We start from the raw sequence: 14092 nt of genomic DNA, 5'->3' as shown, positions 1-14092 counted from the left end.
GAGTATGAGAGTAGGTTATTTAGGTCCAGAAGCAACATTTACGCACCTTGCCGTCTGCTCCTGCTTTTCAGATGCAGACCAGCAAGCATTTAACACAATACCCGCCTGTATGGATGCGGCGATGAACGGCGAGATTGATCTGGCTGTCGTCCCGCTTGAAAATGCAATTGAAGGATCGGTGAATCTGACAATAGACTACTTAATCCACGAACAGCCCCTTTATATTGTCGGAGAAATCACCGCTCCCATCCGTCAGCATTTACTTGTGCATCCTGCAAGAAAAGAGGCTTGGGAAGACATTCAGAAAGTTTATTCCCATTCCCATGCGATCGCGCAATGTCATAAATTTTTGCACAGCCGGTTCCGCTCCATTCCGTTTGAATATGCGACATCCACCGGTGCAGCTGCAAAATACGTGAGTGAACATCCGGACGAGAACATCGGCGTGATTGCCAATGAAATGGCAGCCGCTACGTATGGATTAGACATCGTCAAAAGAGATGTGCATGACTATGAATACAATCACACGAGATTTGTGATGCTTCATCCGGATCACGAGGCATCTCCGCCGGTCAATCCGCACTTGACGGGAAGGCCGAAAACGACTTTGCTGGTAACCCTTCCTTCGGACAGATCAGGGGCTCTCCACCAGGTGCTGTCGGCTTTCGCCTGGAGAAATTTGAATCTTTCTAAAATTGAATCGCGGCCGACAAAAACCGGTCTCGGCAATTATTTTTTCATTATTGATATTGAAATGGCACTGGACGATGTGCTGATTCCAGGTGCGATAGCTGAGCTTGAAGCTTTGGGCTGCAAGGTGAAAATGCTCGGAGCCTACAATGCGTATACATTATAAAGAAAGGTCCTTTGCGTTGATGACGGCAAAGGACCTTTTCTTTATTCGGGAATGAGGATGCCCGCTTTTTGCAGGGCGTCGCAAGCTTGTTCGATCTTCTCTTCGTCATCTGCCTCCAATGTGTGCAGATGGGTGCCGTTTGTCAGTTGAGACAGATAAGCGGCGTTTGTCGAAGAGATTTTTTTGACGAAGTCCGAGACTTCTTTTCTTGTGCTGACTCTGATCGAAGCTGTTAAGTCGCCGTAGACAGGATGTTCAATCGTTACATCTTTCACCGTTACGCCAAAGTCGACGATCAGATTCAGCTCTTCTTCCGTTTTTTCCGGCTCATGGTCGCAAGCGATGAGCCGCTGAACCGGCTGTTTTTTGCCGAGAACTGACTGCAAATACACGTATCCTTGGCTTGTTGCGATGATCGGTTCGTTTTTTGCTTTTAATAAAGAAATGTCCTGTACGATGACCTGCCGTGAAACAGATGCTCTTTTCGCCAGTTCGCTTCCTGTCAGCGGAGCCTCAGACTCCTTCAGCCAGGCCAGAAGCTGCTGGCGCCGCTCAGCGCCCGTAAGTTTTAATCCGTCTGTCAATCCGATGGTCTCCTTTCTCATGCATCATATCTTCAAAAACGTCCAACAGCTTATCAACATGTTCGCTTGTCGTATCGCATCCGAACGAAATTCGGACGAATTGAAGCGCGAGCTCCCTTGGGACTAAAAGGGCTTTCATCGTATTCGACGGCTCATGATAGCCGGCTGAACACGCGCTTCCGGTAGAAATGCAAATTCCTCTCCGATTACATTCCAGCATAGTATATTGTCCTTCAAAGGAATGAAAAAAACAACCTATAATATGCGGCAGAACATGCGAATTTGCCGAATCGGGCACAGCGAGGGAGACGGGAAGCTTCCGGGCTTTTGCCTTTTCCAGAAAACGGGCGCGCAGATCCTGATGTTTAAGATGCGCGGCATCCATACGCTTTATTGTCAACTCGGCAGCGGTAATGAAAGCGCCGATTCCAGGGACATTGACGGTGCCGCTCTTCAATCCGTTTTCATGTAAAGTGCCCGGGTAGACGGGTTTCCAGTTCACACCAGGCCGAATATAGACCGCTCCAACTCCTTTTGGTCCGTATACTTTATGGCTTGAAACAGATAAGGCATCAGCGCCGAGCTCATCAATGCCGACCGGAATCTTGGCAAAGGTCTGTACGCAGTCGCTGTGCAGGAGCACGTCCCGCTTATGCAAGTAAGCCGAAAGCTTTGCCAGGGGCTGGATGACGCCTGTTTCTGAGTTGGCATGCTGAATTGAGACGAGACCTGTATCAGGACGGAGGTGCCGTTCCAGTATCTCTGTTGTGATGATGCCTGAAGCATTCGGTTTCATCAAGTCGACTTCAAAGCCCAGTATCTCAAGATGCCGCTTCAAAATGTGGATCGACTGATGTTCCATTTCGGTCATTAAAAAGCGCTGCTTTCCGGCGGGGAGTCCATTTAAGATGGAGTGAATCGCCAAAAAATTGGCTTCGGTGCCGCCGCTCGTAAAATAAACGCCTTCTTCTTCCCCGGATAAAAGTTCCGCCATCTTTTGGCGGCAGTAGCGCAGAATACTTTCGGCTTTCCCTCCTGCATCATGCAGACTACTCGAATTTCCGTACACGTCTGTGCTCAGTTTTTGAAACGCGTCCAAGGCTTCTTTTGCCGCCGGTGTCGTCGCTGCATAATCAAGATAAATCACGGCTCTCGTCTCCCATTCTTTATAAAAAATACTTGAGTTTATTTTATCGATATGTAAATATAGGTGTCAAGACACATGTAAATTTACAGGAGGGGTCGACATGTCTCATCAGACGATAATTGTTGTCGGAGCAGGTGCCGCTGCGCTGTCTTTTGCTGCATCCATTCCGCCGTCTTATGAAGTGATTGTGATGACAAAAGCATCTGTAAAAGACAGCAATTCAACCCTCGCTCAGGGAGGAATTGCCTCGGCTGTATTGCCTCGCGATTCCTGGTCAGCTCATGCGGACGACACATTATATGCCGGATGCGGCCACAATCAAATCGAAGCGGTTCAAGATGCCATTAAAGACGGCCAGCGCCTTGTTGATGAGCTGATTCTTCAGCATTTCCCTTTTGATACTGACGAATCCGGAAAGCTCAGCCTCGGCAAAGAAGGCGCACATTCGATGAACAGAATTTTGCATGCCGGGGGAGACGCTACGGGGCAGGCGCTGATCCGGCACTTAATCGGAAGGCTCGGTCCTCACGTCATACTGAAAGAATACGAAACGGCGGCGGATTTATGGATGGAAGACGGACGCTGTGCGGGCGTCTGGACGAAAGACCGCCAGGGAAAGACTTTTCTCAGGAAAGCCGATTTTGTTGTGCTGGCGGCAGGAGGCTGCGGAAATCTATTTCAAATCAACACGAATAACCGTTCTGTGACAAGCGATGCGATTTCTTTGGCATATCGGGCAGGAGCCGAGCTCGCAGATTTGGAATTCGTTCAATTTCATCCTACATTGCTCGTCAAAGACGGGCGCGCACACGGGCTTGTTTCAGAAGCTGTGCGCGGAGAAGGAGCTGTCTTGGTTGATGAAAACGGCCAGCGGGTGATGGAAGGGATTCACCCCATGCAGGATTTAGCGCCGCGGGACATCGTATCTCGTGCGATTCACGAAAAGCTTGCCTGCGGAAGCAGCGTATTTTTGGATATTACCCGCATATCAGACTTTAAAAGCCGCTTCCCTACGATTTCCTCTCTTTGCGAAAAAGCCGGAATTTCCATTGAAGAAGGCCGGCTTCCGGTTTCACCGGGCATGCATTTTTTAATGGGGGGCGTTTCTGTGAACAGATGGGGGGAAACGGCGGTTCCACACCTTTATGTGATTGGGGAAGCTGCATGCACCGGCTTTCACGGTGCCAACCGTCTGGCAAGCAATTCTCTCTTGGAATGCATCGTCTTCGGAAGGAGAGCGGCGGAACGGATACAAGCTTATCAAAAACCTGAGCCTGTCAGAGGACAATCTCCTCAGCCTGAGGATGTGACATATTCTGTTCCCCTGACAGATGTGAAGGATATTCAAAAACACATGACAGATCATGTGGCGATCGTGCGAACGGAGGATGAATTGACGAAGGCGAAAGAATGGCTTGAGCGAGTGCCTTTTCAAATCGTGAATGTGAAAGAAATCACAAAAGAACAGCTTGAATTAGCTCATTTATGGCAGACCGCCAAGCAGATGACGGCCTCGGCATTGCTTCGTACAGAAAGCAGAGGCGGCCATTATCGTTCGGATCGCCCGGCGCCTGATGATAAAAACTGGCATGGCAAGCAAATCGTTCACACAAAAGGCGGGATCAAGATAAGACAAAACGAAGGGATTGTGAAATATGCAGCGGCTCATACTTAGGAACATGCTTAAAGAATTTTTCAAGGAAGATATCGGCTGGGGGGATTTCACTTCTGAAGCCGTTTTCGATGCCAATCTTCAATGCGAAGCGGTCATCACAGCGAAGGATGACGGATGGTTTGCAGGAGAATTAGTAATTTTCGAAGGCTTTCGGCTGCTCGATGAAACGATTGCCGTGCAAATGCTGAAAACAGATGGCGAAGCGGTCCATAAAGGAGAAACGATCGCGCGGCTCAAAGGCCGTGCAGCTTCTCTCATGACCGGCGAACGGGTCGTGCTGAATCTCATTCAAAGAATGTCGGGGATCGCCACTTTAACAAAGCAGTCCGTTATCAGGCTGAATGATCCGGATATCGCGATTTGCGATACGAGAAAGACGACGCCGGGCCTGCGCATTCTTGAAAAATACGCGGTCAAAACCGGCGGGGGCTGCAATCACCGCTTTGGTTTGGACGGCGGCATCATGATTAAAGACAACCACATTGCCGCCTGCGGCTCGATTTCAAAAGCGGTTGAAAAAGCACGGGCAGCGTGCGGCCATATGGTCAAAATCGAGGTGGAGATCGAGTCTGAACAAGAGCTTCAAGAAGCGATTGAGGCTGAAGCCGATATCATTATGTTTGACAATTGTCCTCCTGACAAGGTGAAAGCATTTGCGGAAATGACACCCGCAGGCATTATGACGGAAGCTTCAGGCGGAATTTCATTTGAAAATCTCCCCGCATACAGGGGAACAGGGGTGCACTGTATTTCATTGGGCTACTTGACCCATTCGGCGAAAAGCCTTGATATCAGCATGAATGTCGATCTGAAAAAATAAGCGGGATTGGAGAGGTGACAGATGTCTATTTTAAACTTGATTCATGACAGGAACGCCGGCATGATGCCGGAGCTGTATAAAGAATTGACCGAAGAAGAAATGGCCGGAAGGATTTTGAATATCAAAAAGAAATTCGGAGAAAGGCTGTTTATCCCGGGGCATCACTACCAAAAAGACGAAGTGATCCAATTTGCGGACGCGACGGGAGATTCGCTTCAGCTGGCGCAAGTCGCCCAAAAAAATAAAAAAGCGGAATATATCGTGTTCTGTGGCGTACATTTTATGGCAGAAACAGCCGATATGCTTACTTCCGACGAACAGATTGTCGTTTTGCCGGACATGCGCGCAGGCTGTTCGATGGCCGATATGGCCAACATGCAGCAGACGAATCGCGCCTGGGAAGAGCTTGCAGAGCTGTTTGGCGATACCATCATTCCCCTCACATATGTCAATTCGACAGCGGAAATCAAAGCTTTTGTAGGAAGAAACGGGGGAGCGTCCGTGACATCCTCAAATGCGGCCCGCATGTTGACATGGGCGCTATCGCAAAAGGAGAGAATTTTATTTCTTCCGGATCAGCACTTGGGACGAAACACGGCATTTGACCTCGGCATTCCCCTCAGCAGAATGGCGGTGTGGGATCCCATCGCAGAAAAACTTGAGTATAACGGCGATTATGAAGACATAAAAATCATTTTGTGGAAGGGGCATTGCTCTGTTCACGAAAAATTTACCGCGGCGAATATCAAAAGTGTTAAAGAACGGGATTCGGACATTAATGTTATCGTTCATCCGGAATGCACCCATGAAGTCGTCGCACTCAGCGATTTCAGCGGGTCTACAAAAAAAATCATCGATACGATTAATGAAGCAAAACCGGGGAGCAAATGGGCGATTGGAACAGAGATGAACCTTGTTTCGCGCATCATTCAAGAACATCCTGATAAACAAATCGAATCCCTTAATCCAGATATGTGCCCTTGTTTGACAATGAACAGAATCGACATGCCGCATTTGCTGTGGTCGCTGGAGCAGATTGACAAAGGTGAACTGACAGGCGTGATCAAAGTTGATCAAGATATCGCAAAAGATGCCATTCTTGCGCTGAATCGGATGTTAACGATCCGTTAAATGTTTGGAGAACAAGTTTTTATCATAACCCCTCCGCTATGCGCATAAATTTGTGGAGAAGCATATTTGTTATTCTCATCTGTTCGTTCACGTTTTTGCATAGGAGGGGAAAACGTTGAAAATTCATATTGTCCAAAAGGGCGATTCTCTGGAAAAAATCGCGGAAAGATATGAAGTGGACTTTGAAGAACTGAAAAAGCTGAATTCGCAGCTGAGCAATCCAGATTTGATCATGCCGGGCATGAAAATCAAAGTACCGTCAGGGGGAGTGCCGGTCAAAAAAGAAGAACAGCTCAATATGAGAAAAGAGTTACCGAAAAAACAGCAGGAACATCCATTTGCAAAAGAAAAACCGAAAGGTAAGCTTGATGTTGAAGATATAAAACCGAAAGAAAAGCCTTCGGTTCCTTATGTTCCGCCTGTCCCGAACATCGGGCAGTCAAGTTTGCCTGAAGGCGACATTTCAAATTTGTATCAAAGCGTCAATCAGCTTCATCAGCCGTACGCACCTCCAAAACCTTATGAACATCAAGAGAAAGGCCCCAACATGTATAATCCATGGACAAATGAGGAGGAGAATCATATGGAAAATGTCAATTATCCGAATGTTCCGCAGCCGCCGAATGTCGGTGCAGCAGGTGATGAAAATAAGCAGTTTCACGGCATGCCAAATGTAGCTGCTGCCGGATATCATCACCATCACCATCCGCATCCTTATCCGTTCTATCCTGGAGGCTGCTGGATTCCTGTTTCACCGGTGCTGCCTGGATCGGGCTTATGCCACCCTTGGTATCCATATCCTGCTCAAATGCCTTACATGCCTCAGCCTAGCTATGTATCTCCTGCTGAATATGACGGTGATGACAACATGGGGCATGACAATGCCGGTCATCACGGATATCATCATCAGCCGATGACTGCTCCGGCATATGCGCCTTATCAGCCGTTTCCGGGATATGCATCGCCAAACGTCGGACACGATCCCAATATGGCACACGGCAAAGAAGATGACTGCGGGTGCGGGCCAGGCCAATTCCCGGGAGGTTTTCCGGGTGCAGCGCCATATGGACAGATGCCGCAAATGGGAGCTCCGTACGGTATGGGCGGATACGGACAGCAGCCCGCAGGCGGACAGATGTTTAACAGACCGGAAGATGAAGAAGACTGATTCGGAATGGGACGATGATCTATCGTTCCTTTTTTATTGTGGGCCGCTATAAACACTTTCATGCTTTTTCACGGGACTGTCTATAACTGTCAAGGGTAACTCTTCACATCTCGCACATCCTAAAAAAGAGCGCAATGCTCAAATTCAGCGGTTTTCACGGGGGGTATTACCATTGGACAGCAAGCTGAAAGTGTTTTCGGGTATTTTGCTTTTGACAGCTGGTCTATCTGCCTGCGGAACGAACGACGCTATAGATAATGGAAACAATACGCGTCCGATCGGATATTATTCAAATGATGCAGATCGTAATAACGGTCTTGATAATGACGGTCCTGTTACAGAAATGCTTGAAAACATGAACGGGAGAAACGGTGCAACGAACGTGAACAATCGAGCGGGCAACGGCAATCCCGTTCCAACAGGCGATGGAACTTTCAGCCGGGGAGACATGAATTATCACAATCATTTGGTGAACACGGCGGACACGGGCTATAACAGACCGGAAAACCGTAAAATCTCCAGGAATATCACTGGACGCGTCAACAAGTTGAATTATGTTGACGAGAGTCAGGCCGTCGTAACGAATGAAACGGTCATCATCGCGGTACGGTCAGATAAACAGCTGACAAATAATGAGAGAACTCAAATTAGAAAAGCAGCCAAAACGTTTGCTGGAGACCGGACAGTTCAAGTTGTCGAGGACGACGGCGCATTTACAAGGCTGCGCGAAATGAACGACGACCCTCAGAACATTAGGGATCGCGGAGACACGACGAATAACAATTTGAACCGCTTGCGCAACCAATAAGCAGGGAATTGCCGGGGATGCCCCGGCAATTTTTTTGTAAGCGTTCGGCCGATTTCTTTACAAAAACGGGGAAAACCGTATAAAGTGTACATAGAGACGAGAATTTTTTTGGAGGTAGAAAGATATGGCTGGCCATTCTAAATGGAAAAATATTCAGAGAAGAAAAAATGCCCAAGATGCTAAACGCGGCAAAATTTTCATGAAGCTTGCCAAAGAAATATATGTAGCCGCAAAAGAAGGGGGACCCGATCCCGAATCTAACGCAAGTCTGCGTCTCGTTATCGATAAAGCCAAAAATGCAAACATGCCAAACGACAACATCGACCGCGCCATCAAAAAAGCTTCCGGCAGCCAGGATGGAAAAAGCTACGAGGAAATTACGTATGAGGGCTACGGCCCAAGCGGTGTGGCTGTCATGGTCAAATGTTTGACAGATAATAAAAACCGGACGGCGACAAACGTCAGAACTGCTTTCAGCAAAAACGGCGGCAGCTTGGGGGAAACAGGATGTGTTTCTTATATGTTCGACCGGAAAGGATATATTGCAATCGAGCGTGAAGATCTTGAGATAGATGAAGAGGAGTTTATGCTTGAGGTCATTGATGCCGGTGCCGAGGAGCTAGAAACGAGCGAAGAGCTGTTCGAGATTTATACAGAGCCCGAACAGTTTGAAGAAGTAAAGAAAAACTTGGAGGAGCGCGGCTACGAAACGGCGACAGCCGAAATGACAATGGTTCCACAAACCTATGCAGAGGTCGATGAAACACTTCAGGAAAAAGTCGAAAAACTCATTGACGCACTTGAAGATGATGACGATGTGCAGGAAGTGTATACGAACGTTCATTAAAGGACGCCGCACCAGGTTCGCGGCGTTTTTTTATACATTCAACCATTTAGCAGCCGTATCAAGCTGCTGCGGAATCAAGATTTGATTTTTCATCATATATTGTGAAGGAATCTGTCATCATGAGAGGAGGTTCTATAAATGGCTGAACAGCGCGAAAATGAGAAGCCTTTCACGGCTATAGACGCGGGTGCGCAAGATCAGGAAACCGCTCAAGTCATCGAAAAAATCAACAGCTTTATCACGGGATTTGGTCAATCCATCAATGAGCTGGTTCAGAAAAACAGCGGCATCGATCTGAGAGAGGCCGACCTCACAAAAAGTGAAAATGCAGAGATGAATCAAGCGGTCAAAAATATCATCAGCGAATACATTCAAAATATCAACAGCCTGAATGCTGATCTTAGCGGAAAGATCGGTGAATCGATCAACGGCATCGTCACAAACAAAGATCAAAAAGATGTTTAAGCATTTGACAGCATGACGTGTATTGCCGGCAAAGCTCCATTCAGCCTTGTCGGCAAGTTTTTTTATACATATGAGAATGTACTGTAACGCTAAATGCTTTTTTTCATGCCGCAGCGCCGGCATTCACGCAAAAACTGCCCGTTTTTTACAGAGCTTTTAAAAAGGGTGTAATCGCAATTGTCGCACCGTCCGTGGCGGACATCCGGATATTGATTGTAATCATAAACTTTTGTCAGGTCGTAGCCTTTTGTTTCATATTCTGTTTCCATGTTTTATCACCTGCATTTTTATTGTCGGTAATAGGATAACAGAACGGGGATGAAAAGAAAATATAACATCAGCACCCCGCAGATGTTACTTTTATCAAACCGTATACCCCGTTTCTGATAGAATGCCTTATTCTCAAGCGGGATAGGCTGTAGGGAAAGTCGTGCAACAAGAGACGCCTATTCTTATGAGATTTTTTTCTTAAAATTTATCGATCTTTTAAACTAATGAAAAAGCATCATTTTATTTAAATTTTTATTTTTTATCAAACTTATTCATAATTGAACGCGTCATGTCTAAAGCGTAAAATAACTGTGTCACAAAAAAGCCAAAAATACAATGAGGCTTGGAGGACATGCTTAGAAATCGAAAGGTAGTGTAAAAGGGGAATAATCAATGAAGAAAAAAGTACTCATCTACTTGGTGATCGCAGCAGTGATGATAAATGGCGCATACAGGTGGTTCGAAAAAACAACCCGGGAGAACTTTCAGATCCAGGCCGGGGACAGATACATGAATTTCAAGGAATTGCAGGAACACGAAAAAAGCGGTTATGACATTGAGTACCACGAAAAAGCGGGAAGCGACTGTTTAATTTTTTCGCCTCATGGAGGAAGAATAGAAGGCGGAGTAAGCGAGCTTGTCAGAGCTTTCAAAGATGATTATTCAACTTATTTATTCGAAGGAAAAAAGGATGAGAACAACTCGGATCTTCATATTACAAGCACAAACTTTGACGAGCCTCTGGCATTGCAGAAAATAAAAGAACACCGCTATACCATCGCATTCCACGGCTATTCCGGCGACCGCCCGCACACGCTTGTGGGAGGAACGGACAGAAAGCTGGCAAAAGCCATCGTCAAATCTCTGAAAAAGTCTGACTTTTCCGCAGAATTGGTCAAAGTGGACGGGAAATTTGCCGGAACTGCCGAGGAAAACATCAATAATGAAAGCCAGTCAGGAATGAGCGTGCAGCTTGAAATCAGCACGGCTCAAAGGAAAGAGTTTTTCGAAGACTTTTCCTATAAAGAGAGGGAGGAAACAAAAACGAGAACATTCCGCAAATATGTCAAGGCGGTCCGAAGGGTGCTGCAGGACAGATGCTGAAAATGGAAACTCGTGTTATTCTGTGTATGAACTGCTAAAACACGAAGGAGGAATAAAAAATGGAACGAAAAGACCGCATCGTTCAGGAATTTATGTCCCACCGCCTGGTGACAGAAGAACTGATTCAAAAGATTGATGAAAAACATCTCGATTACAAACCGACTGAAACGTCGATGTCAGCGAAGGAACTTGTCACGCATATGCTGCAATCTTTCTATGCCTTTGCTTCGGCGGCAAAAGAAGGAAACGGAGAGTCTTTTAAAAAGAAGCCGGAAGAAACAGGGTCAAGCCTGAGCGAGCTCGCCAAAACGTATACAGAAAAAACAAAAAAGCTGCTTGAATCTTTTACGGATGAAGAATTGGATCGTGAAGTCGATTTGACCGGCGTCTTCGGACGGAAAGTAGCCGGTGAACAGCTGCTGCAGCTAGCGATCGGACACGAAATTCATCACAAAGGCAATCTGTTTGTTTATGTGCGTGAAATGGGACACACGGATCTGCCTTTGTACGTAAAGATTCATTGATTACGGGAGCCTGAAGATCACCCCTCCTTGAAAGAAAACCGGCTCAAAAGGAATACGAAAGCAGCCGGGTGTACACATTATGAGTAAAAGCAAAAGGAGGGTGTCAGCATGAATACGCATCGTGCCCAGGAAATCGTCGAATCACCCGACATGGTTGATGTTACTTATAACGGCAGGCCGATTTATATTCAGCATGTCAACGAACAAAATGAAACCGCAAGAATTTTTCCGCTCGGCCAGCCGGAGAACGAGCAGGAAGTACCGCTCGCAAATTTGAAAGAACATTAAAAAGCAACCCCTTCAAATGAAGGGGTTTTGTATTTGTCTTATCACTCGGCCATCAAAAAAAACACCCGAAAGCCCGAGTGTTTAATTTATGATTTTTGCAAGTCCTCTTACTGCCAGCCTCAGCACATAAAACAACGGCTCAAGCAAATCAACGAGATAAAGATAATCCCATTTATCATCATTTCGTTTCTTCTTTTTCTTCAACAGCTGTTTCTCCCTTCCTGACTTTAATGGGGTTATTTCATATACGGGCGCGCCTTCTTTAAGTTTCAAATTACGGGTGAAATTTGTTTTTTCTGGCGGCCCATTGTTTCTGAAGCCAGTTTTTTTTATAAAGATAAGCGATCAATTCCATCCACAGCTTAGGAAGCCTTTGCGGGAAACGGCTTTTTTTATAAATGGTTTGATAGGCTGTTTTTAAGTCATCCCACTGTCTGCATTCTTTCGTCTGCAAAAACCTGGCCACATCGATGACTTTGATTGTCCCAGCCGGCGTCAGTATCAGGTTTCTGAGGTGGATATCGGATGGATTCAATCCTTTCCGCTTCGCATCGTTCAATGCGCGGTCGACCTCGCAGATCATGTCATCATCGATCGGAATGCCTTTGTTTAAACACTCATAAAAAGTGTATCCTTTAATATACTCCATTAAAATATATGATGGCCCTGTTTCATATATATCAGGATAATAATTCGAATCAGAAAGCTTTTTGTAAATCTCCGCTTCCCTTGCGGCAATGTTCTTAAATTCGGGAAAAAAGACTTTAAGAGCCATTTCCCTGCCCTCTTCAGTCAGCTTAAAAACGTATGCGCTCCTGCCTTTCCCGATCAACTCTAAGTCATCGGGTTTTTGGATAAGTTTATTGAACTTTTTTTTCGTATTATACTTTACGGCCTCTGCATAGGTTTGCGCCTTTTTCACGCCGAACTCACCTTCTTTTTAAGGGCTGGTCAAACGAAAAACTCTCTATAATGTTGTTTATACATGAGAACGAGGGGTTTTGCACCTTAAATGCTTTTGAGTTCTTCATATTGGTTTAAAAATGTAACATTCGTAAACCGGTTGTCATCTAATTGCTTTTTTAGATTAATTTTTAAAAGCGTTGGTCAAACTATGGATATGATCGTTAAGGCAAAAAAGAAGGTGATATTGATGAACAGCCAAAGCAAGTTCAAAATCGGTTTATTGCTTATTGGAAGTCTGCTGGCCGCGCTCAGCTTTCACCTGGAGGCCCTGGCCGAAAAGCCGGCTAAAGTTCAAATCCAGCTTGAAAAGGTTTATCTGGACGGGGACGTTGGAATCGAAAATAAAGTAGAGGCCGCTCGAACACTGGAAGACTTTAAAGCTGCTTATAAAGGGTGGCAGCTCATCGATCAGAAAAAGGGGTTTATTCTGTTTCGCAAACAGGTGGACGACATTTCTCCCCTCAGCAAAACAAACGGTTATATCGGAGTGACGGAAGACGGCGTGATTTCGACTTTTCACGGCCGCCCGGGCATATTATCAGAGCCGATTCAATCGTTTTTTCAGATTGATATAAAGCGCCTGGAAAGCCGGATGGTGGATGATTTGCGCAAAGGGATCCCATACCGCACGAAAAAGGAATTTGAACATGTCATTGAAGCCGTAAAATCATCCGGAAGCCAACATCATGTAAAAGATATGAAGACATGACGCTGTTATGTCTTTTTTCAGCTGCAGACAGAAGCCATTTTTAGCGAACATATGTTAACTTTTTCATTCTAGCTTTGCCTGTTTTGTGTTACAATGAAGAGCAGTCAAAGAGGTGAATGAACGTTGATCGAATTCGTAAAAGGGACGATTGATTATGTATCGCCCCAATATATTGTCATTGAAAACGGCGGGATCGGCTATCAGATCTTTACGCCAAATCCGTTTATTTATAAGAAAAACAGCAACGAAACAATCTATACATACCATTATGTAAGAGAAGATACGAATGCGCTGTACGGCTTTTCGACAAGGGAAGAAAAAATGCTGTTTACGAAAATGCTGAATGTTACGGGAATCGGCCCGAAAGGAGCGCTTGCGATCCTCGCTTCCGGCGATCCGGGAGCGGTGATTGAAGCGATCGAGAATGAGGATGAAGCGTTTCTCGTCAAGTTCCCCGGCGTAGGCAAAAAAACGGCAAGGCAGATCATCCTTGATCTGAAAGGGAAGCTTGCGGACGCCGTTCCTGAAATCGCGGCCGATCTGTTTAACCATGAAGAGCGGGAGCAAATTCATGAAGCGGAAACGGCTCTTGAGGAGGCGCTTGAAGCATTAAGAGCGCTCGGCTATTCCGACCGGGAAATTAAAAAAGTCCAGCCTCATTTGAAAAAGGAAGAGGCGCTTTCGACGGATCAATACGTTAAAAAAGCATTGCAAAAATTGTTAAAGTAAG

18 protein-coding genes are annotated in these 14092 nt (G+C 46.0%); 13 read left to right on the top strand and 5 right to left on the bottom strand.

Going from position 1 to position 14092, the window contains the following annotated elements; translation table 11 throughout:
* The first annotated feature begins 4 nt into the window (after positions 1-4).
* Positions 5-856, top strand: coding sequence for a prephenate dehydratase (gene pheA, locus MKZ04_RS10070; RefSeq protein ID WP_025811045.1), 852 nt, complete (start codon positions 5-7; stop codon positions 854-856).
* Positions 857-897: 41 nt separating this feature from the next.
* On the opposite strand, the gene MKZ04_RS10065 is transcribed toward pheA, so the two are convergent.
* Together MKZ04_RS10065 and MKZ04_RS10060 are read right to left on the bottom strand one after the other, a co-directional pair.
* Positions 898-1440 carry a transcription repressor NadR gene (locus tag MKZ04_RS10065; RefSeq protein ID WP_020452437.1) on the bottom strand — a complete coding sequence of 181 codons (543 nt, stop codon included), beginning with the start codon at positions 1438-1440 and terminating at the stop codon, positions 898-900.
* On the bottom strand, positions 1409-2587 hold the full coding sequence (locus MKZ04_RS10060) for an IscS subfamily cysteine desulfurase (protein ID WP_026579138.1): 1179 nt from the start codon (positions 2585-2587) through the stop codon (positions 1409-1411). Before MKZ04_RS10060 ends, MKZ04_RS10065 begins: the two co-directional genes overlap by 32 nt.
* 100 nt (positions 2588-2687) lie before the next feature.
* Between MKZ04_RS10060 and nadB the strand changes: the two genes are divergently transcribed.
* From nadB to MKZ04_RS10025, 7 genes are all read left to right on the top strand, one after another.
* Positions 2688-4262, top strand: a complete 1575-nt coding sequence (gene nadB, locus MKZ04_RS10055) for an L-aspartate oxidase (RefSeq protein ID WP_341045812.1) — start codon at positions 2688-2690, stop codon at positions 4260-4262.
* Complete coding sequence (nadC, locus tag MKZ04_RS10050; protein ID WP_026579140.1) at positions 4243-5082, top strand: carboxylating nicotinate-nucleotide diphosphorylase; 840 nt, start codon at positions 4243-4245, stop codon at positions 5080-5082. Before nadB ends, nadC begins: the two co-directional genes overlap by 20 nt.
* 21 nt (positions 5083-5103) lie before the next feature.
* Complete coding sequence (nadA, locus tag MKZ04_RS10045) at positions 5104-6213, top strand: quinolinate synthase NadA (RefSeq protein WP_023855409.1); 1110 nt, start codon at positions 5104-5106, stop codon at positions 6211-6213.
* Between the two features lie 115 nt (positions 6214-6328).
* The gene (gene safA / locus MKZ04_RS10040) at positions 6329-7381 is read left to right on the top strand and encodes a SafA/ExsA family spore coat assembly protein (protein ID WP_023855408.1); all 1053 of its coding nucleotides are present in this window, start codon (positions 6329-6331) and stop codon (positions 7379-7381) included.
* A 172-nt stretch (positions 7382-7553) separates the two neighbouring features.
* Entirely contained in the window at positions 7554-8189 is a 636-nt protein-coding gene (locus MKZ04_RS10035; protein ID WP_023855407.1) for a YhcN/YlaJ family sporulation lipoprotein, read from the top strand.
* A gap of 124 nt (positions 8190-8313) precedes the next feature.
* On the top strand, positions 8314-9036 hold the full coding sequence (locus tag MKZ04_RS10030) for a YebC/PmpR family DNA-binding transcriptional regulator (RefSeq protein WP_023855406.1): 723 nt from the start codon (positions 8314-8316) through the stop codon (positions 9034-9036).
* A 138-nt stretch (positions 9037-9174) separates the two neighbouring features.
* A complete protein-coding gene (locus MKZ04_RS10025) occupies positions 9175-9501 on the top strand; it encodes a hypothetical protein (protein ID WP_197407181.1) in 327 nt (108 codons plus the stop codon).
* 89 nt (positions 9502-9590) lie between these two features.
* Here MKZ04_RS10025 and MKZ04_RS10020 read toward each other — a convergent pair whose 3' ends face one another.
* Positions 9591-9770 carry a hypothetical protein gene (locus MKZ04_RS10020; protein WP_003183993.1) on the bottom strand — a complete coding sequence of 60 codons (180 nt, stop codon included), beginning with the start codon at positions 9768-9770 and terminating at the stop codon, positions 9591-9593.
* A 394-nt stretch (positions 9771-10164) separates the two neighbouring features.
* Here MKZ04_RS10020 and MKZ04_RS10015 point away from each other — a divergent pair, with 394 nt between their 5' ends.
* The 3 genes from MKZ04_RS10015 (at position 10165) to MKZ04_RS10005 (ending at position 11687) form a co-directional block, all read left to right on the top strand.
* On the top strand, positions 10165-10875 hold the full coding sequence (locus tag MKZ04_RS10015) for a poly-gamma-glutamate hydrolase family protein (RefSeq protein ID WP_023855404.1): 711 nt from the start codon (positions 10165-10167) through the stop codon (positions 10873-10875).
* 59 nt (positions 10876-10934) lie between these two features.
* Positions 10935-11399: a DinB family protein gene (locus MKZ04_RS10010; RefSeq protein WP_023855403.1), complete on the top strand. Its 465-nt coding sequence runs from the start codon at positions 10935-10937 to the stop codon at positions 11397-11399.
* 108 nt (positions 11400-11507) lie between these two features.
* Complete coding sequence (locus MKZ04_RS10005; protein WP_023855402.1) at positions 11508-11687, top strand: small acid-soluble spore protein H; 180 nt, start codon at positions 11508-11510, stop codon at positions 11685-11687.
* Between the two features lie 81 nt (positions 11688-11768).
* Here the strand turns inward: MKZ04_RS10005 and MKZ04_RS10000 are convergent, their stop codons facing one another.
* Entirely contained in the window at positions 11769-11891 is a 123-nt protein-coding gene (locus MKZ04_RS10000; RefSeq protein ID WP_023855401.1) for a hypothetical protein, read from the bottom strand.
* Between the two features lie 70 nt (positions 11892-11961).
* Positions 11962-12609 (bottom strand): protein kinase family protein, encoded by a 648-nt coding sequence (locus MKZ04_RS09995; RefSeq protein ID WP_020452425.1) that lies wholly within the window; start codon positions 12607-12609, stop codon positions 11962-11964.
* A 231-nt stretch (positions 12610-12840) separates the two neighbouring features.
* On the opposite strand from MKZ04_RS09995, the gene MKZ04_RS09990 reads away from it, so the two are divergent.
* On the top strand, positions 12841-13362 hold the full coding sequence (locus MKZ04_RS09990; RefSeq protein WP_144498724.1) for an intercompartmental signaling factor BofC: 522 nt from the start codon (positions 12841-12843) through the stop codon (positions 13360-13362).
* A 123-nt stretch (positions 13363-13485) separates the two neighbouring features.
* On the top strand, positions 13486-14091 hold the full coding sequence (gene ruvA, locus MKZ04_RS09985; protein WP_023855399.1) for a Holliday junction branch migration protein RuvA: 606 nt from the start codon (positions 13486-13488) through the stop codon (positions 14089-14091).
* Position 14092: the final 1 nt, after the last annotated feature.

Origin of the sequence: Bacillus sp. FSL W7-1354 (genome assembly GCF_038002405.1) — a bacterium.
Lineage (GTDB): Bacteria > Bacillota > Bacilli > Bacillales > Bacillaceae > Bacillus > Bacillus paralicheniformis.
The sequence above is the reverse complement of the archived record's forward strand: the minus strand, read 5'-3'. Positions and strand labels throughout refer to the sequence as shown.